Source organism: Bradyrhizobium sp. 2S1, assembly GCF_011516625.5.
Classification (GTDB): domain Bacteria; phylum Pseudomonadota; class Alphaproteobacteria; order Rhizobiales; family Xanthobacteraceae; genus Bradyrhizobium; species Bradyrhizobium septentrionale.
Genome location: NZ_CP147717.1, coordinates 622,153 through 640,649 on the forward strand (window position 1 = coordinate 622,153; position 18,497 = coordinate 640,649).

At 65.6% G+C, this 18,497-nt stretch carries 17 protein-coding genes and 1 pseudogene; 13 read left to right on the forward strand and 5 right to left on the reverse strand.

Translation table 11 applies throughout. The annotated features are described in order from the left end of the window. Positions 1-177 precede the first annotated feature (177 nt). From HAP54_RS02985 to HAP54_RS02995, 3 genes are all read left to right on the forward strand, one after another. Entirely contained in the window at positions 178-1,311 is a 1,134-nt protein-coding gene (locus tag HAP54_RS02985) for a site-specific DNA-methyltransferase (RefSeq protein WP_166298705.1), read from the forward strand. Positions 1,312-1,678: 367 nt separating this feature from the next. Continuing rightward, positions 1,679-2,005 (forward strand): hypothetical protein, encoded by a 327-nt coding sequence (locus HAP54_RS02990; RefSeq protein ID WP_166298706.1) that lies wholly within the window; start codon positions 1,679-1,681, stop codon positions 2,003-2,005. Positions 2,006-2,132: 127 nt separating this feature from the next. Next, positions 2,133-2,813 carry a glutathione S-transferase family protein gene (locus HAP54_RS02995; protein ID WP_166298707.1) on the forward strand — a complete coding sequence of 227 codons (681 nt, stop codon included), beginning with the start codon at positions 2,133-2,135 and terminating at the stop codon, positions 2,811-2,813. A gap of 165 nt (positions 2,814-2,978) precedes the next feature. Here the strand turns inward: HAP54_RS02995 and HAP54_RS03000 are convergent, their stop codons facing one another. Beyond that, positions 2,979-3,365 (reverse strand): nuclear transport factor 2 family protein, encoded by a 387-nt coding sequence (locus HAP54_RS03000; protein ID WP_166307342.1) that lies wholly within the window; start codon positions 3,363-3,365, stop codon positions 2,979-2,981. A 184-nt stretch (positions 3,366-3,549) separates the two neighbouring features. On the opposite strand from HAP54_RS03000, the gene HAP54_RS03005 reads away from it, so the two are divergent. Next, the gene (locus HAP54_RS03005) at positions 3,550-4,467 is read left to right on the forward strand and encodes a LysR family transcriptional regulator (protein WP_166307345.1); all 918 of its coding nucleotides are present in this window, start codon (positions 3,550-3,552) and stop codon (positions 4,465-4,467) included. Between the two features lie 60 nt (positions 4,468-4,527). Here the strand turns inward: HAP54_RS03005 and HAP54_RS03010 are convergent, their stop codons facing one another. Further along, positions 4,528-5,148, reverse strand: a complete 621-nt coding sequence (locus tag HAP54_RS03010) for a glutathione S-transferase family protein (protein WP_166298708.1) — start codon at positions 5,146-5,148, stop codon at positions 4,528-4,530. 167 nt (positions 5,149-5,315) lie between these two features. On the opposite strand from HAP54_RS03010, the gene HAP54_RS03015 reads away from it, so the two are divergent. Next, entirely contained in the window at positions 5,316-6,581 is a 1,266-nt protein-coding gene (locus tag HAP54_RS03015; protein ID WP_166298709.1) for a flavin-dependent oxidoreductase, read from the forward strand. Between the two features lie 142 nt (positions 6,582-6,723). Here HAP54_RS03015 and HAP54_RS03020 read toward each other — a convergent pair whose 3' ends face one another. Continuing rightward, positions 6,724-7,143 carry a PaaI family thioesterase gene (locus tag HAP54_RS03020; protein WP_166298710.1) on the reverse strand — a complete coding sequence of 140 codons (420 nt, stop codon included), beginning with the start codon at positions 7,141-7,143 and terminating at the stop codon, positions 6,724-6,726. A gap of 71 nt (positions 7,144-7,214) precedes the next feature. Beyond that, positions 7,215-8,309 carry an A/G-specific adenine glycosylase gene (mutY, locus tag HAP54_RS03025; protein ID WP_166298711.1) on the reverse strand — a complete coding sequence of 365 codons (1,095 nt, stop codon included), beginning with the start codon at positions 8,307-8,309 and terminating at the stop codon, positions 7,215-7,217. A 95-nt stretch (positions 8,310-8,404) separates the two neighbouring features. On the opposite strand from mutY, the pseudogene HAP54_RS03030 reads away from it, so the two are divergent. The 8 genes and pseudogenes from HAP54_RS03030 to HAP54_RS03065 all read left to right on the forward strand — a co-directional run bounded on the left by HAP54_RS03030 (position 8,405) and on the right by HAP54_RS03065 (position 17,339). Then, a pseudogene (locus tag HAP54_RS03030) lies at positions 8,405-8,655 on the forward strand (type II toxin-antitoxin system RelE/ParE family toxin). Next, positions 8,627-8,950 carry a HigA family addiction module antitoxin gene (locus HAP54_RS03035; protein WP_166298712.1) on the forward strand — a complete coding sequence of 108 codons (324 nt, stop codon included), beginning with the start codon at positions 8,627-8,629 and terminating at the stop codon, positions 8,948-8,950. The pseudogene HAP54_RS03030 and the gene HAP54_RS03035 overlap by 29 nt, the downstream one beginning before the upstream one ends. A gap of 33 nt (positions 8,951-8,983) precedes the next feature. Continuing rightward, a complete protein-coding gene (locus tag HAP54_RS03040; RefSeq protein ID WP_166298713.1) occupies positions 8,984-9,463 on the forward strand; it encodes a DUF721 domain-containing protein in 480 nt (159 codons plus the stop codon). A gap of 121 nt (positions 9,464-9,584) precedes the next feature. Further along, entirely contained in the window at positions 9,585-10,241 is a 657-nt protein-coding gene (locus tag HAP54_RS03045; RefSeq protein ID WP_166298714.1) for a DsbA family protein, read from the forward strand. Positions 10,242-10,575: 334 nt separating this feature from the next. Further along, a complete protein-coding gene (smc, locus tag HAP54_RS03050; RefSeq protein ID WP_166298715.1) occupies positions 10,576-14,040 on the forward strand; it encodes a chromosome segregation protein SMC in 3,465 nt (1,154 codons plus the stop codon). Positions 14,041-14,162: 122 nt separating this feature from the next. Then, complete coding sequence (locus HAP54_RS03055) at positions 14,163-15,131, forward strand: small ribosomal subunit Rsm22 family protein (protein WP_166298716.1); 969 nt, start codon at positions 14,163-14,165, stop codon at positions 15,129-15,131. Positions 15,132-15,390: 259 nt separating this feature from the next. Beyond that, positions 15,391-15,951 carry a LemA family protein gene (locus HAP54_RS03060; RefSeq protein WP_166298717.1) on the forward strand — a complete coding sequence of 187 codons (561 nt, stop codon included), beginning with the start codon at positions 15,391-15,393 and terminating at the stop codon, positions 15,949-15,951. A gap of 152 nt (positions 15,952-16,103) precedes the next feature. Beyond that, positions 16,104-17,339 carry a M48 family metallopeptidase gene (locus HAP54_RS03065; protein WP_166298718.1) on the forward strand — a complete coding sequence of 412 codons (1,236 nt, stop codon included), beginning with the start codon at positions 16,104-16,106 and terminating at the stop codon, positions 17,337-17,339. Positions 17,340-17,421: 82 nt separating this feature from the next. Here HAP54_RS03065 and HAP54_RS03070 read toward each other — a convergent pair whose 3' ends face one another. After that, positions 17,422-18,486, reverse strand: coding sequence for an IS630 family transposase (locus tag HAP54_RS03070; protein WP_166204319.1), 1,065 nt, complete (start codon positions 18,484-18,486; stop codon positions 17,422-17,424). Between the last annotated feature and the right edge of the window lie 11 nt (positions 18,487-18,497).

Genomic DNA, 18,497 nt, shown 5'->3' on the forward strand with positions numbered 1-18,497 from the left:
GCTGATGTTGCAGCACAACGCTGATGGCATTGCGCCACAGCGTTCGAAAGATGCTGCAATCTTTTGCATGAAGATTTCCAATTAAGTCGATTTTTACTTTGCCGGGTCAATGTGGCGCCAGTCGGTTGTTTAGTCCCGCGTCGCCGACAGCGTCGCCTGAGTCAGAGTTCTTGAGTCATGGTAGTGTCGCGTCGCGGGGCGTCTGCAAGGGCGCCCCGCACTAAATTTGAGAATGCCCCGTCGAGTCGAATCGTCATTGGCGATTGCGTCGCCGAATTGTCGAAGCTTCCGTCCGGCTCGGTCGATCTGGTGTTCGCAGATCCTCCCTACAATCTGCAGCTCAAGGGCGATCTCAAGCGCCCCGATGAGTCGCATGTCGATGCCGTCAACGACGACTGGGACAAGTTCTCGTCGTTCGCCGCCTATGACGATTTCACCCGCGCCTGGCTCCTGGCCTGCCGCCGCGTGATGAAGCCGTCGGCCACGCTGTGGGTGATCGGCTCCTATCACAACATCTTCCGCGTCGGCGCCATCATGCAGGACCTCGGCTTCTGGCTGCTGAACGACATCGTGTGGCGCAAGTCGAATCCGATGCCGAACTTCCGCGGCCGCCGCTTCACCAATGCGCACGAGACCATGATCTGGGCCGCGCGCGACGAGAAGGCCAAGGGCTACACCTTCAACTATGAAGCGCTGAAGGCGTCCAACGAGGACGTGCAGGCGCGCTCCGACTGGCTGATCCCGCTGTGCACCGGCGAGGAGCGCCTCAAGGGCGATGACGGCAAGAAGGTTCACCCGACGCAGAAGCCCGAGCAGCTGCTCGCCCGCGTGCTGCTGTCGTCGTCGAAGCCTGGCGATCTCGTGATCGATCCGTTCAACGGCACCGGCACCACCGGCGCCGTCGCCAAGCGGCTCGGCCGCAGCTATATCGGCTTCGAGCGCGACAAGACCTATGCGGCCGCGGCCGAAGCGCGCATCGCCGCGATCGAACCGCTGCCGGAAGCAACGCTGGCGCCGTTCATGACCGCGCGCGAGGCGCCCCGCGTCGCGTTCTCCGAACTGATCGAGCGCGGCATGATCGTGCCCGGTGCCAGGCTCGTCGATGCCAAGAAGCGCCACGGCGCCCTGGTGCGCGCCGACGGCGCCATCATGCTCGGCGACAAGGTCGGCTCGATCCACCGCATCGGCGCGGTGGCGCAGGGCTCCGGCGCCTGCAACGGCTGGACCTTCTGGCACATCGAGACCAAGACTGGGCTGCGGCTGATCGACGAGCTGCGCGCCGAGATCCGCTCCGGGATGGTGGCGGGCTGAGCGCGCGATCCTTCCGCGATTGCGGCGTCGTAGGATGCGTAGAGTGACTTGTCCGCCGTAGCTCGAAGAGCGAAGGCGGAAGCGAAACCCATCACCTCGGATCCGCGGCACGAATGATGGGTATCGCGTCGCTCCACCCATCCTACGGTTCCTATCTCCTTCGTCATTCCGGGGCTCGCGAAGCGAGAGCCCGGAATCCATCGGGCCGCATCAGCGGCGGCCTGATGGATTCCGGGCTCGCCGCGTTGCGGCGCCCCGGAATGACGAGTGGAGAAAGATGACGTCGTCTTGAACGCGGCCACCTTGTGACGCCGCAGTGGCGGGCCTACATTTGTGTCAGTCACTTGCCGTTTCGATTGGTCGTCCGATGCGAAGACAATCCGAGACATTGCTGCTGGTGCCGCTGCTGCCGGTCTTCCTGCTCGGGATGTTTCCGATGCTGCTGATCGGCCTGCTCGGATTTTTCGGCCTGATCATTTTCGGCATCCTGCTGGTCTCGGTCGGACTGACGCTCGGGCTCGAGGCGCATGGCGAGTTCAACCAGGAGATCATCGTCCACGGCCATGCTCGCGGCTCCGAGCGCGCGACCCAGCTCTCTCACCTGCACGCCGCGATGCGCTCCGCCGTCGTGCTGGAGATCGCGGGCGCAGCCCTGGTCGCAGCGGGCATCGTCGGCTTCTGCTGGTTCGGCTGACCGGCGCGCCGCGCGCAGCTACCTCACAAACTCGTCGGTTGCGAAGCGCGGTGAAATTTGCGCATGAGGGGCCGTCCGCGGCCCTCGCAGGCTGCGTGCCGGTCACACCCCAAAGGAGACCCCTTTCATGCTCAAATTCTATTTCAACGGCTCGCCAAACCCGACCAAGGTCGCGCTCTTTCTCGAGGAGTCCGGACTGCCGTTCGAGCCGATCGCGGTCGACACCCGCAAGGGCGACCAGTTCACGCCGGACTATCTGAAGATCAACCCGAACGCCAAGGTGCCGGCGATCGACGACAACGGCACGACGGTGTTCGATTCCAATGCCATCCTGCTCTACCTCGCCGAGAAGACCGGCAAATTCCTGCCGACCAACCGCGCCGAATTGCTGTCCTGGCTGATGTTCATCGCAACCGGTGTCGGGCCGTATTCGGGACAGGCCGTGCACTTCAAGCATTTTGCGCCGAAGGACCAGAACCACGACTACGCCCATAACCGCTACCAGTACGAGACCGATCGCCACTACAAGATCCTCGACGCGCATCTCGCAGGCCGCCGCTACATGGCCGGCGACAGCTACTCGATCGTCGACATGGCGCTGTGGGGCTGGGCGCGGATGGTGCCGTTCAAGCTCGGCGACGACGCCTATGCGCGGTACCCGCATGTGAAGCGCCTGGTCGACGAGATCTCGGCGCGTCCCGCCGCCGCCCGGGCGATCGCGCTGAAGGACAAATTCACCTTCAAGGCCGAGATGGACGACGAGGCCCGCCGCAACATGTTCAAGCACATGACGACCAAGGTGGCGTGAGCCGGCCGCCCATCGACAATCAACGGCGCCCTCGCGGGCGCCGTTCTCGTTTATGCCGCCCGCGGCTGTAGCTTCGGTTCTGATTGAATCAGAACCGAAGCTCCAGCTTTTTGTTTTGACGCGTTTTCTTCACGCGAACCGGCGTCCACTTCGCTCGAAAACGCTCTATGTCGGAAACGCGCCGAGCGCCTTCTCGGTCAGAACCGAGTCGCAATACTCCCGGATCTCCTTGATGCGGCCGTCGTCGAAGCGGAACACCAGGCAATAGTCATTGTCGTAGCGCTGCCCTTGCTTGGTGAGGTTGTTGCCCTTGGCCTCGACCACGACGATGTCGCCGTCGGCGATGATGCGATGCGCGACGGTGCGGCCGCGCTCGACCAGTTTCGAGCGGACATGGCCGTGCAGGTCATTCATGATCGATGGCTTGCCGGTGAAGGTGCGCGACCAGGAATATTGCCCGGTCACGGTCCAGATCGCGTCGTCGGCGAGCGTCGCCATGAACAGCGAATTCTCGCGCACCGCCGGATCTGGACTGCCCGCGATCACGAACATCTCCTGCACCAGTTTCTTGTTGTCGGCTGCGCTATGGCGCGTCTCCTTGCGATGGGTTGCTCTGATTTGACGCGTTTTCTTCACGCGAACCGGTACCCACTTCGCTCGAAAACGCTTGCTTCCCATCCTGCGGCACCGGCGCGCATTCTTCCAATCGATAGCTGCTATGATGTATATTCACCTGATGAATTTGAATTCGCTGGACCTCAATCTCCTGGTCGCGCTCGACGCGCTGCTGCGCGAAGCCAATGTCAGCCGTGCAGCGATGCGGCTCAATTTGTCGCAGCCGGCGACCAGCCACGCGCTGCAGCGGCTGCGCGACCTGATCGGCGATCCGCTCCTGGTGCGCAACGGCGCGCGGATGGAGCTCACGCCGCGGGCGCAGGCGCTGCGTTCGCCGCTGGCACAGGCGCTCGACCAGGTGCGCACGCTGTTCGTCTCCGACGATTTCGACGCGGCGCGCAGCGAACGGCATTTCCGCCTGATGATGCCCGACCTCGCGGTCGAGCTCTTGATGCCGCCGCTGATGGAGAAGGTGACCCGGCTGGCGCCGAACGTCACGATCGATGTGGTGCCGTGGCGGGGACCTGCGATCTTCACGCCGGAGTTCGCCCGCACCATCGATCTCGTGATCTCGATCGGCGACGCCTTCAAAGGCTTTCACCGCCAGCGGCTCTACACCGACAGCGATGCGCTCGCGGTGCGGCGCGGCCATCCCGCCGGCACCAAATTGAATAAGCGCGAGACGTTTCTCGCCGCGCGGCATGTCGCCGTGATCATCCGCGGCCAGAATGAGGATCTGATCGACACCTGGCTGCGCGCCAAGGGCATCGAGCGGCGGATCGCACTGGTGGTGCCGGGCTATATCGAGGCGCTGCACGTCACCGCGCGCACCGACCTCGTCGCCTTCGTGCCGCGCCGGCTGATCGCCGCGCTGTCGAAACAATTGTCGCTGGTGACGGTGACGCCGCCGCTCGATCCCGGGATCGACGAGCAGCACATGTTCTATCCGACGCGGGCCCAAATGGACCCGGGCTCGCTGTGGCTGCGGAGGCTGATGCTGGAGACGGGACGGGAGTTGGAGAAAGGGAGGGCGGGGTAAGCGCCCGCTGATTCCCCGCGTCGTCCCGGCGGAAGCCGGGACGACACCGAATTTTTGGCCCTATGCCTTCTGCTCGGCGAGCACCTTCTGCACCGCCGGGCGGCTCTCCATTGCGGCGCGATGCGCCTTCACCTTGGGCAGGGTCGCGATGTCGACGCCGTCGCCATCGAGCCAGAGGGTCAGCGTGTAGAGATAGGCGTCGCCGACACTGTAGTTCTCGCCCATCACCCACGGGCCCTTCAGCATGTCGCGCTCGATCAAATTGAAGCAGGCGCCCATGGTCTTCGGGATCATCGCCTTCATGTCGGCGAACGAAGTCTCCTGCGTCGCCCAGCGCGCACCGCGCATCTTGTGGGCGTGGCAGATATGCACCGTCGAGCAGAGATAGGAATTGAAGGACTGGAGCTTCGCGAACTCGAAGGCGTCGTCGAGCGGCGCGAGCTTCGCCTGCGGATAAGTCTGCGCGATGTAGGCGAGCATCGCCGGCGTCTCGGTCAACACGCCGCGCTCTGTGACGAGCGTCGGCACCCGGCCCTTCGGATTGATCTTGAGATACTCCGGGCTGTTCTGCTGGTTGATCTTGAAGTCGAGCTTCTCGGTCGTGTAGGGCGCGCCGGCCTCGGCCAGGGCGATGTGGGAGGCGAGCGCGCAGGTGCCGGGCGCGAAATAGAGCTTGAGCATGTCGATGTCCTCTCCGGGCCTTGTCGGTTCGCTCTGAACCCGGCCCTTTTTATCAGATGCGGCGGACGTTAGCGGCACCTCCCCCTGCCGTCCACCCCGCGGTACCGCGGAGCTTGCCCGCAGCGGGGCCGCCGTGCGATGACCATGCCGATCGAGAGGGGATTTTCATGACTGTCCTCATTGCAGGTGGCGGAATTGGCGGGCTGACCTTGGCGCTCAGCCTGCACCAGATCGGCGTTCCCTGTCGCGTGTTCGAGAGCGTGCCCGAACTGCGGCCGCTCGGCGTCGGCATCAACGTGCTGCCGCATGCGGTGCGCGAATTGATCGAGCTCGGCCTGCACGACGTGCTCGACGCATCGGCGGTGCGGACCCGCGAGCTCGCCTATTTCTCCAAGCACGGCAAGCCGATCTGGAGCGAGCCGCGCGGGCTCGAGGCCGGCTACAAATGGCCGCAATTCTCGATCCATCGCGGCCGGCTGCAACAGTTGCTGCTCGACGCCGCGACCGAACGGCTGGGACGTGAAAACATCCTGACCAGCCATCACCTCACCGGCTGGACCGAGACCGCGGATGGCGTGCGCGCCGATTTCATCGACCGCGCCACCGGCAAGCCCGCCGGCAGCTTCGACGGCGCGGTGCTGATCGCCGCCGACGGCATCCATTCGGCGGTGCGCGAAAAGCTCTATCCGCAGGAAGGACCGCCGATCTGGAACGGCCGCATCCTGTGGCGCGGCATCACCCGCGGCGACGCTTTCCTGACCGGCCGCACCATGATCATGGCCGGCCACGAGATCCTGAAATTCGTCTGCTACCCGATCTCGAAGCAGGCCGGCGCCGACGGCAAGTTCGACATCAACTGGGTCGCCGAGCGGCACATGCCGCCGACCTATCAGTGGCGCCGCGAGGATTATAACCGCACCGCCAAGCTCGATGAGTTCCTGCCGTGGTTCGAGAGCTGGAATTTCGACTGGCTCGACGCGCCGGGCCTGATCCGCAACTGCCCGCACGCCTATGAATATCCGCTGGTCGACCGCGATCCGATCGCGCAATGGACCTTCGGCCGCGTCACGCTGATGGGCGACGCCGCGCATCCGATGTACCCGATCGGCTCCAATGGCGCGTCGCAGGCGATTTTGGATGCGCGCGTGCTGACGCGCGAGATTTTGGCGCATGGCGCGACGCAGGCTGCGCTCAGTGCCTATGAGGCCGAGCGGCGGCCGGCGACAACGGATCTCGTAATGCTGAACCGCCGCAACGGGCCGGAGCAGGTGATGCAGCTGGTCGAGGAGCGCGCGCCCGATGGCTTCAAGGTCGTCACCGACGTGCTGTCGCAGCAGGAGCTGGAAGACATCGCCGCCAACTACAAGCGCGTCGCCGGCTTCCAGGTCGAAGGGCTGAACGCCAAGCCGCCGATCGTGCAGCGGACGGGCTGAACGCGAGGCCTATCCCCGTCATGCCCGCGCAACGGCTTTGCCGTTGTCGCTGGAGAGCGCGGAACGCCAGTGGCCGTCGACCCTTCGAGGCTCGCTCTGCTCGCACCTCAGGGTGACGGCTCCAACAGTGGTGCGCGCGGCGCTACCGCAGCGCCCGCGCCGCCTCCACCAGGCGGATGCTGCTCGTCGCCGTAGCGAGCAGCGTGCCGTCGGCGGCAGTCAGCCGGCCCTCGACGAAGGCGATGGTTTTGCCGAGCTGCGTCACGGTGGCCTCGCCGGTGATCGGCCCGGGCTTTGCGGGCGCCAGGAAATTCACATTCATCGTGATGGTGGTGGTGAACAGCCTGCCCTCGGTCATCACGAACACCGCAGGTCCCATCGTGTCGTCGAGCATCGCCGAGAGCATACCGCCCTGGATGAAGCCGGCCGGATTGCAGAACTCCTGCTTGCCGTCGAACACGATCCTGATCCAGCCCTCCTGCGGGCGTGCATCAACCACGCGCCATCCCAGCAGCTTTGCGACTGGCGGCATCGGGATGCGGTCGAGCGCGGTTGCGATCATGGCGGCCTCCGGTTTGACGGAGGTGATAACGAAGCGCTGCTGCCAGCGTGGTGTCAGCAGGCCGTCACCTTCTAGAGATCCAGCCCGTGCGCGATGACCTTGCGCATCACATTGGGGAACGCCTCGCCATCCAGGGTCGCGACCGGCACCCAGCGCATGCCCTCCGGCGCGCGGGCGCGCGGCGGAACGCTGGCGGTGTAGACCACGAGCTCGAGCGGAAAGTGCGTGAACACGTGGTTGACGATTCCGGCCTTGCGGTGCCAGCGCGTGACGCCCTTGAGTTCCGGCGCCTGCGCGAGCGCGGCCGCATCCTCCTGCCCGGCAAGCCATTGCGATCCCGGCACTTCGGTCATGCCGCCGAGCAGGCCCTTTTCGGGGCGCGAGCGCACCAGGAGTTCGCCGCCGCGCGTCACCACGAAGGCGGCGCCGCGGCGCAAGGTGCCACTCTTCTTCGGCGCCTTGCGCGGGAAGGTTTCCTGGTCGCCGCGGACGCGGGCCGCGCAATCGTCGTTCAGGGGACACAGCGCACAGGCCGGCTTCTTCGGCGTGCAGATCGTGGCACCGAGGTCCATCAGGGCCTGCGCGCTGTCACCCGCGCGGGACGGGCCAAGCAGCGTCGCGGCCATTTGCTGGATCAGCGGCTTGGCCTGCGGCAGCGCCGCCTCGATGGCGTAGAGCCGCGTGACCACGCGCTCGATGTTGCCGTCCACCGGCATGGTGCGGCGGTCGAACGCGATCGCGGCGATCGCCGCGGCGGTGTAGGGCCCGACGCCGGGCAGCGCGCGCAGGCCGTCCTCGGTGTCCGGAAACACCCCACCATGGTCATTGAGCACCGCGACCGCGCAGGCATGCAGGTTGCGCGCGCGCGAATAATAGCCGAGCCCGGCCCACATCCTCAGGACGTCGTCGAGCGAGGCGCGGCCGAGCGCCGTCACATCAGGCCAGCGCGACAGGAACTTTTCGAAATAAGGTCCGACCGCCCGCACCGTGGTCTGCTGCAGCATGATCTCCGACAGCCACACACGGTATGGATCAGCCTGCTCCCCTGCCGCCGTGCGCCACGGCAGCTTGCGGCAATGCCGGTCATACCAGGCCAGCAGCCGTGCCGGGCGGTCGGCGCTGTCGGGAGACGCAATCTTCTGCTTGGCTGCTCGCGATACGGACACGTGTTCCCCTGCAAGGATCGGGTCGTAATTGCATCCTATGACGCATCGCGTTATAGGATGCTATGATTTAGGGCTTTGCCGATCCTGAGACAGCATTGATCTGGTCCGGGCGGCGCAGCAAGAGATTGCCGTCCGATATCCAGAACGTTGCACTCAGAAAACTTCGTCTGCTGAATCAGGCCAGGATACTGAACGACCTGCGCGTTCCCCGGGCAATCGCCTGGAGGCGCTCAAGGCTGATCGGTTGGGCCAGCACTCGATCCGTATCAATGATCAGTGGCGGATATGTTTCGTTTGGGATGAGGGAGGACCGGCACATGTCGAAATCGTCGACTACCACGACTAAAGGCGGACTGCTCCGCAACCCCCACCCCGGCGAAGTCCTGCTTGAGGAGTTCCTGACGCCGATGGGCCTCAGTCAGAACGGCCTGGCGCGGGCCGTTCATGTGGCTCCCCGTCGCATCAACGAGATCGTGCTCGGCAAGCGCGACATCACGGCTGATACCGATCTGCGGCTCGCGCGCTATTTTGGCGTTTCGGAGGGGTTCTTTCTCGGATTGCAGATGGATTATGACCTGATGCAACGGCGCCGAGAGATTGACCGCGATCTCAAGACCATCCGGCCGCGCGCGGCGGCCTGATAGCGGCCGGGCACCCGTGCTATAACCCCTCCCATGGCAAAACCCGGTCCGATCAGTGCAAAACCCCTGTCGATCCTGCTCAGCGACGTCTTCACCGAAGCCTATGCCAAGCAGGGCTTTGCCGCGCGCGAATTGGTGACGCGCTGGACCGAAATCGCGGGCGAGCGGATCGCGGCCTATTGCGAGCCGCTGAAGATGCAGTGGCCGCGGCCGGTGGAGGGGCAGCCGCAGGAGCCGGCGACGCTGGTGCTGCGGGTCGAAGGACCGATGGCGCTGGAGATCCAGCATTCCTCCGATGTCATCCTGGAACGGGTGAACCGCTTCTTCGGCTGGCATGCGGTCGGCCGCCTGACCATCCGGCAGGCGCCCCTCTCGCGTCGCAGCCGCCCGGCGCGGCCGCGCCCGCCCGACCCCAAAACCGTGGCCCGAGAGGCGGCAAACCTCGCCGCCGTCGAGGACGATGATCTGCGCGCGGCGCTGGCCCGGCTGGGTGCCACGATCAAGCGAAATTGACGCTTTTCGCGGGGTCGGCCGCGAGACCCCGGCATTGCCACAATGGTCGTTTCAAGCTAGCGAAGGCTTCTTTTCGGGACCCCTTCATGCTGGCGTGAATGCGCCAATCCGGGAGCTGACCTTGATCATCACGCGCCGCGCTTTCACCACCGCTCTCTCGCTGACCGGGCTCGCCGCCCTCGCCGGCCTGTCGCCGCTGCGCCTGATCACGGAGGCGTTCGCGCAGTCCGCTGCCGAGGTCGCCAAGCCGCAGTCGCTGCCGGACATGGGGCTGGGCCCGCAGGACGCCAAGGTCACGATCGTCGAATACGCCTCGATGACCTGCCCGCATTGCGCCAATTTCAACGAGACCGTGTTCCCGAAGATCAAGTCGACCTACATCGACTCCGGCAAGGTCCGCTACGTGTTCCGCGAATTCCCGCTCGACATCAAGGCCGCCGCCGGCTCGATGCTGGCGCGCTGCATCGCCAAGGATGACGCGCCGAAGTTCTTCGCCGTGATCGACCTGCTGTTCCGCCAACAGAACGACTGGGTGGTCAAGAACACCACCGAGACGCTGACGCGGATCGGCAAGCAGGCCGGCCTCAGCCAGCAGCAGGTCGAGGACTGCCTGAAGGATCAGAAGCTGCTCGACAAGATCGCCGCCGACCAGAAATACGCCAACGAAGTGCTGAAGGTGAACTCGACGCCGACCTTCTTCGTCAATGGCGAGATGGTGAAGGGCGAGACCTCGTTCGAGGAGTTCAGCAAGCGCATCGATCCGCTGCTGAAGAGCTGATCGCGAGTCGACAAACCTGACGTCGTTCGTGCCCGCATCACGCGCCGGGCACGATAATTGTGGATGATTTGCGATCACGGCGCGCAGCCGTCGCAATATTTGCTTGTTGAAAACCTGATTCGCGTGATGCGAATCTTCCAGGACATGCAGAGGTCATAAAACCCTGCAAATCCCTTGGGAAAAGCTAGGTCAAGCGGTTGCCCTGACGCGCGGGCATCGCCATTGTCGCCACTCATGAGAGCTGCACGCAGCTATTCGCCCCAAACACGACATTGCCTTCCATGGTACTGTCATGGCAGGGAGATTCGCGCCCGGCCAAACGAGATTTGTGTACATGAAGCTCACGCGCCTCCGCCTGCACGGTTTCAAGTCGTTCGTTGAACCCACCGATTTCATGATCGAGCCGGGCCTGACCGGCGTCGTCGGACCGAACGGCTGCGGCAAATCCAATCTCGTCGAAGCGCTGCGCTGGGCGATGGGCGAGACCTCGCACAAGTCGCTGCGCGCGGCCGACATGGATGCGGTGATCTTCGCCGGTTCCGGCAACCGTCCGGCGCGCAATCACGCCGAAGTCGTGATGACGATCGACAATTCCGATCGCTCGGCGCCGGCCGCGGTGAACGACAGCCAGCTGCTCGAAATCTCCCGCCGCATCGAGCGCGAGGCCGGCTCGGTCTACCGCATCAACGGCCGCGACGTGCGTGCCCGCGACGTGCAGATCCTGTTCGCCGACGCCGCCACCGGCGCGCGTTCGCCGGCGCTGGTCCACCAGGGCAAGATCGGCGAGATCATCCAGGCCAAGCCCGAGCAGCGCCGCCGCGTGCTGGAAGACGCCGCCGGCGTCGCCGGCCTGCATGCCCGCCGTCACGAGGCGGAACTGCGGCTCAAGGCGGCCGAAACCAACCTCACCCGCGTCGAGGACGTGATCGGCCAGCTCAGCGGCCAGATGGAAGGCCTGAAGAAGCAGGCGCGCCAGGCGATCCGCTACCGCGAGGTCGCGGCCAAGGTGCGCAAGTCCGAGGCCATGCTGTTCCATCTGCGCTGGATCGAGGCCAATGCCGACGTCAACGACGCCGCGCATAACCATGATCTGTCCGTGCGCGAGATGGCCGAGCGCACCCGCGAGCAGGCCGAATCCGCCCGCATCCAGGCGATCCGCGCCGCCGAATTGCCGGCGCTGCGCGATGCCGAGGCTCGCGCCGCCGCCGGCCTGCAGCGCCTGACCAATGCGCGCGAGATGCTCGACCGCGAGGAGCAGCGCGCCAAGGAGCGCGTCGGCGAGCTCGATCGGCGTCTCACCCAGTTCGCCCAGGACATCGCGCGCGAGCAGCAGCAGACCTCGGATGCCGACGTCGCATTGCAGCGGCTCGACACCGAAGACGCCGAGCTGAAGGAAGAGATCAAGTCGCGGGTCGAGAAGCGCTCTGGCGTCGACGAGCGCGTCTCCGAGGCCGAGGAGATCCTGGCTGCGACCGAGCGCCAGTTCTCCGAGCTGACCACGCAGCTCGCCGACCTCACCGCCAAGCGCAACCAGCTCGAGGCCGGCGTCCGCACGCATCGCGACCGCTTGGCGCGGCTCGATCACGAAATCGCCAACGTCCAGGCCGAGGAAACCAAGCTCGCGCAGGAGACCGGCAATCTCGGCGACATCGACGCGCTCGCCGCCGCCATGGAGATGGCGCAGCAGGCGCTCGCCGAATCCGAGGCCGCGGTGCAATCCAGCGAGGCGCATCACGCTGCCGCGCGGCAAACGCTGGAAGCCTCCCGCAATCCGCTTGCCGAAGCCGAGAAGCGCGTGCAGCGGCTTGAGACCGAAGCCCGTACCATCTCCAAGCTCGTCACCAGCGAGACCAAGAATCTGTGGCCGCCGATCATCGACGGCATCACCGTCGCCAAGGGCTATGAGAAGGCGATCGGCGCCGTGCTTGGCGACGACCTCGACGCGCCCGTGGATTCGTCCGCGCCGATGCGCTGGACCAATGTCGGTGAAGCCGCCGGCGACCCTGCCCTGCCCGACGGCGTCGAGCGGCTGGCCGATCACGTGCAGGCGCCGCCGGAACTGGCGCGCCGTCTCGCCCAGATCGGCGTGGTGGCGAAGGACCGCGGCGCCGCACTGGTGTCGCAGCTCAAGACCGGCCAGCGGCTGGTGTCGCTCGAAGGCGACGTCTGGCGCTGGGACGGCTTCGTCGCCGACGCGCATGCCCCGACCGGCGCGGCGCGCCGTCTCGCCGAACGCGCCCGCTTGGTCGATATCGAGCACGAGCTGGAACAGGCCCGCATCGATGCCGCCGCCAAGCGCCAGGCGCTGGAGACCGCCGAAGAAGAACTGCGCTCGGCATCCGCCGCCGAAGGCGCCTCGCGCGAGGCCGTGCGTGCCGCCCGCCGCGAGACCGATGCCGCGCGCGAGCGTCACGCCGCGACCGAGCGCGAGATCAACCGCCATGCCGCGCGCAAATCGGCACTGACCGAGGCGCACAGCCGCGTCGCCGCCGACCGCGCCGAGGCCGAAGCCTCGCATGAGAGCGCCGCTGCGGCGCTCGCCGAACTGCCGCCGGGCGTCGAGACCGAGGCCCAGCTCGCCGCCGTTCGTTCCGAGATCGACAATCATCGCCGTGCCGCTGCGCAAGTTCGCGCCGAGGCGCAGGCGCTCGCCCGCGAGGCCGAGCTCGCCGACCGCCGCGTGCAGGCGATCCTTGCCGAGCGCAACGAATGGCAGAACCGCAAGACCAGCGCCTCCTCGCAGGTCGAGACCATCGAGGCGCGCATCGCCGAGGTGTCGATCGAGCGCGAGGAACTCGCCAACGCGCCGGAAGTGTTCGCCGAGAAGCGCAGCGCGCTGATCACGGAGATCGAGCACGGCGAGGGTGATCGCCAGATCGCCGCCGATGCGCTGGCGACCGCGGAGGCCGCGATGGCGGAAACCGATCGCCTCGCCAAGGCCTCGCTCGAAGCGCTGTCGTCATCCCGTGAAGCCACCGCGCGCGCCGAAGAGCGCATGGAAGGCACCCGCCGCCGCCTCGCCGACATCGAGCGCGAGATCCATGACATGCTCGAGGTCGAGCCGAGCGCGGTCGTCGGCATGGCCGAGATCGAGCCCGGCGCGGAGCTGCCGCCGGTCGCGCAGGTCGAGGAGGAGCTCGAAAAGCTGCGCCGCGACCGCGAGCGGCTCGGCGCCGTCAATTTGCGCGCCGAGGAAGAATTAAAGGAAGTCGAGACGCAGCACACCGCGCTGACCACCGAGCGCGACGACCTGGTCGAGGCGATCAAGCGGCTGCGGCAGGGCATCCAGAGCCTCAACCGCGAAGCGCGCGAGCGCCTGCTGACCTCGTTCGAGACCGTGAACGCTCACTTCAAGCGGCTGTTCACCGAGCTGTTCGGCGGCGGCGAGGCGGCGCTGCATCTGATCGAGAGCGACGATCCGCTCGAAGCCGGTCTCGAGATCATCGCCAAGCCGCCCGGCAAGAAGCCGCAGACGCTGTCGCTGCTGTCGGGCGGCGAGCAGGCGCTGACGGCGCTCGCGCTGATCTTCGCGGTATTCCTCACCAACCCGTCGCCGATCTGCGTGCTGGACGAAGTCGACGCGCCGCTCGACGACCACAACGTCGAACGGTTCTGCACCCTGCTGAACGAGATGACCGCTTCGACCGAGACGCGCTTCATCATCATCACGCACAACCCGATCACGATGGCGCGGATGAACCGGCTGTTCGGCGTCACCATGGCCGAGCGCGGCGTCTCGCAGCTGGTCTCGGTCGACCTGCAGGGCGCGGTTGATATCCTCGACCAGAACGTGGCGTAGGGTATCTTGGCGTCATCTTGAGGAGCCGCGCGTTCGCGCGGCGTCTCGAAGGATAGGCCACAATATGCGATCGTCATCCTTCGAGGCTCGCAAACGCTCGCACCTCAGGATGACGGCAGACGATGACCTCGCCCGACCTCCCCGCCGAGCTCAGAACGGCACTCAACGCCAAACTCGAAGGCCTGTCGCGCAACGAGGCGGCCGGCCGCGCCGCCGCGATTTCCGAGACCTATCGCGCCGGCGGCGGCTCGGGCGGCACAATCAAGTCCGAGAGCGATGCGCTGGCCTACGCGCTGGCGCGGATGCCGGCGACCTATGCGGCCGTTGTCGCGAGCCTCAACGCGCTGACCGAGATCCGACCGGACTTCGCGCCCACAAGCCTGCTCGATGTCGGCGCCGGGCCGGGTACGGCTAGCTGGGCCGCGGCTGAGACATTCCCGTCGCTCCAGGATTTCGCCCTGCTGGATGCCAATGAGGCCCTACGTACACTGGCACTGGACCTCACCCGCAAGAGCAGCCGGCTGCGCGGCGTCAGATACGAGCTCGGACAGGCGCGCACCTACGTCACGCATGCCGATACAGCCGACCTCGTGATCGCAAGCTACGTGATCAACGAGATCGGCGATGCCGAGCGCGCCGCGCTCACCGATGCGATGTGGGACAAGACCAGGGATACGCTGCTGGTCGTCGAACCCGGCACACCTGCGGGCTACGCGCGGATCATCGCGCTCCGCGCACGCTTGATCGCCGCCGGTGCCCATGTCGCAGCCCCCTGCCCGCATGACGGCGGCTGCCCGCTGGTGGCGCCGGACTGGTGCCACTTCTCGCAGCGCCTGCAGCGCTCGCGTGCGCACAAGCAGGTCAAAGGCGCCGAACTGCCGTTCGAGGACGAGCGTTTCGCCTATGTCGCGCTGAGCCGCGCGAAGGTCGCGGCGCGCCCGTCCCGCGTGCTGGCGCAGCCTGACGTCGGCAAGGTCGAGATTGCGGCCAAGCTCTGCACGCCCGATGGGGTCGTTGTCACGAAGGTGCCCCGCCGCGCCAAGGCCGATTACGCCAGCGCCCGGCGATGGCGCTGGGGTGATGCAATCTAGATCCTTGCGTCGTCCCGGCGAAGGCCGGGACCCATAACCACCGATCCCGGTTGTGAAGCGAAGCCGACGCCCCACGTGCCGCTTCCGCGGGCCGCGGCGTATGGGTCCCGGCCTTCGCCGGGACGACGGCATCGACGATGTTGAACCAATTCGCGTCCGCCACCGACCAACGCTTGCCCACCTTTCCGCGGCGGGCTGCCCTGCGCCCCGATCTTGGGCTACGCTGCCGCCGTTTCGTCCCATCAGGAGCCGCCTCGTCATGTCGACCAGCTGGATCGTTATCGGCGTCATCGTTCTTCTCGTGCTGTTTGCGTTCGGCGCCTACAACCGCCTCGTTGCGCTCAGCCAGCGGGTCGGCCAGGCCTTTGCCGACATCGACGTGCAGCTCAAGCAGCGCCACGACCTGATCCCGAACCTGGTCGAGACCGTGAAGGGCTACGCCTCCCATGAGCGCGGCACGCTCGATGACGTCATCAAGGCGCGCAATTCGGCGATGTCGGCGCAGGGACCGTCCCAGGTGTCGGCGGCCGAGAACCAGCTTTCCGGCGCGCTCGGCCCGCTGATCGCGCTGTCGGAGGCCTATCCGGACCTCAAGGCCAACGCCAATTTCCAGCAGCTCGCCTCCGAGCTTTCCGATCTCGAGAACAAGATCGCCGCCAGCCGCCGCTTCTTCAACAACGCGGTCCAGGAATACAACGCCGGCATCCAGCAGATGCCGGCCGCCTTGTTCGCCGGCATGTTCGGCTTCACCCGCAAGGATTTCTTCGACCTCGGCGCGAGCCGCACGGAGGTCGAGGCGGCACCGAGCGTGAAGTTCTGACAGCTCCCGCCGTGGTCGCGCTCCGCTTTCCCTGTCATTCCGGGGCGATGCGAAGCATCGAACCCGGAATCTCGTTACGGACACTCATCTCGAGATTCCGGGTTCGCGCGTGTCGCGCGCCCCGGAATGACAGTGGTTAGCGGAAGCGCATCATGGCCGCCTACGGTCTCTACACGCATATCGCATCGAACAAGTTTCGTTCGATGCTGTTGCTTGGCGGGCTCTTCCTGCTGATCTACGTGCTGGTCTATGCCGGCGCGCTGGTTGCGGAAGTGATGATCGATAGCGGCCGCTCGGTCGACTATTACCTGACCCACGCCTCGCGCGATCTCGTCTCCGCCTTCCCATGGGCGACGATCGCTGCAGTGGCCTGGATCGTGATCGCCTATTTCTTCCACCAGAGGATGATCGACGCCGTCACCGGCGGCGAAAGCGTGACACGGCAGCAACAGCCGCGGCTCTATAATCTCCTGGAAAATCTCTGCATCTCGCGCGGCATCCCGATGCCGAAGCTGAAGGTGATGGACAGCCCGGCGCTGAATGCGTTTGCGACCGGATTGAACCCGCGCCAATACGCCATCACCGTCACCACGGGTCTGCTGAACGCGCTTGATGACCAGGAGATCGAGGCAGTGCTCGGCCACGAGCTCACCCATATCAAGAACGGCGACGTGCAGCTGATGGTGGTCGCCGTGATCATCGCCGGCGCGGTCGGCTTCTTCGGCGAGCTGTTCTTCCGCCTGTTCACGAACCTGTCGTGGAACTCGAGCGGCGGCGGAGGCGGCTGGTCGTCCTCGTCATCCTCTCGATCTTCGTCCTCTGACCGTGACAGCAAGGGCTCGGGCGGCGGCGCGATCGTCGTGATCATCATCGCGGTCGCGCTGATCGTGCTGGCCTGGCTGCTGTCGCAGGTGGTCAAGCTCGCGCTGTCGCGCTCGCGCGAATTCTTGGCCGATGCCGGCTCGGTCGAGCTGACCAAGAATCCCGATGCGATGATCACCGCGCTGCGCAAGATCGAGAACCGCGGCGAGCTGCCCGACGCCACCTCGGCGGTGATGGAACTCTGCGTCGACAATCCGCGCGAGGGTTTTGCCGACCTGTTCGCCACCCACCCGTCGGTGAAGTCCCGGGTCGATGCGCTGGTGAAATATGCCGGCGGCCACGACCCCGGGCCGCCGGCGCTGCCGGACGAGACATCGGAACAGACGGAGACGCAGGATGAGCCGTCCGCGGCTGGCGACCCGCCGCCGGTCACCCACGGCCCGTGGGGCGATACGCCGCCGGCACCGGCGAACAACCCGCCGGCCCTGCCGGGCGCCAGCCCCGCGCAGGGACCATTGGGCCCGCTCCAGGGACCTCTTCAGGGACCTTGGGGCCGGCACCGCTGATCCCGCCAGCTCTTTGATTTGGGCATGATCTCTTCGGAAAACCGCTTCGCACTTTTCCGGATCATGCCCCTAGTACCCAGAATCAGAGCTGAGTGATACGGCGGCCTTTGAAACGGCGTTGACGGACCTTTTTCTTGGTCCAGACGAAGGGCTCGGCTCTGTCGTTGTATGCGTTGACGTAGGCATCGATGTGCTCCTGAAGCTGCGTGAGGCTTGTGAAGGAGGTGCCGCTGAGCGACTGCCCCTGCAAGATCGAAAACCATACCTCGACCTGATTGAGCCAAGACGCACTTGTCGGCGTGAAATGAAATTGCACGTTGGGGTGGGCCTTGAGCCAATGCTCGTTCTTCTTGTGGGTGTTGAGGTTGTCGAGGATGACGTGAAGCTTCCGGTTCGGAAAAGCCGCGGTGACGCTGTTCATGAAGTCGAGAAACTCGACGCGGCGTCGGCGTTTTGAATGCGCCGCGATGATCTTTCCGGTGGCGACTTCGAGCGCCGCAAACAATGTTGTGGTGCCATGCCGCTTGTAATCGTGGCTCTGGCCGGTCAAGGCGCGGCCATTGGGCAACTTCAGATAACCCTGCGCTCGCTCCAAAGCCTGGATCGAGGGCTTCTCGTCCACGCACAGCACAATGGCCTTCGCGGGCGGGGCGACATAGAGGCCGACAACATCGGCGGCTTTGGCCGTAAAGTTCGGGTCGTTGCTCTCACACCAGGACTTACGAGCCGCGAGGTCAATCTTGTGGCTGCGCAGGAACCGCCAGACATATTGGACGTCAACATCGCCCAGCGCCCCGGCCAGCAGGGGCCCGGTCCAGCGTGCGAACCCGTCCGGCGGCGGCTTGTCCAGCAGCTTCAGAATCCGCTTGTCGGTGGCCTTCGTATAGATTGGCTGCTTGCCCGGTCGCGGCTTGTCTTGCAGCCCTTCAAGGCCTTGGTCGGCATAGCGATGCCGCCAAAGGCTGACAATCCGCGGCTGGACCCCAACTTCCTTGGCGATCGACCGAGTGCTGCGTCCATCCGCCGCCAACAGAACTATCCGCGCCCGCTTCAAATCGCGCTGCAACGTCACCGGGGAGCGGCAACACGCCTCAAGCACCTTGCGATCTTTCCTCGAAAGGTGGACTTCTCTTGCTTCGGGTATCATCCCGACCTTGA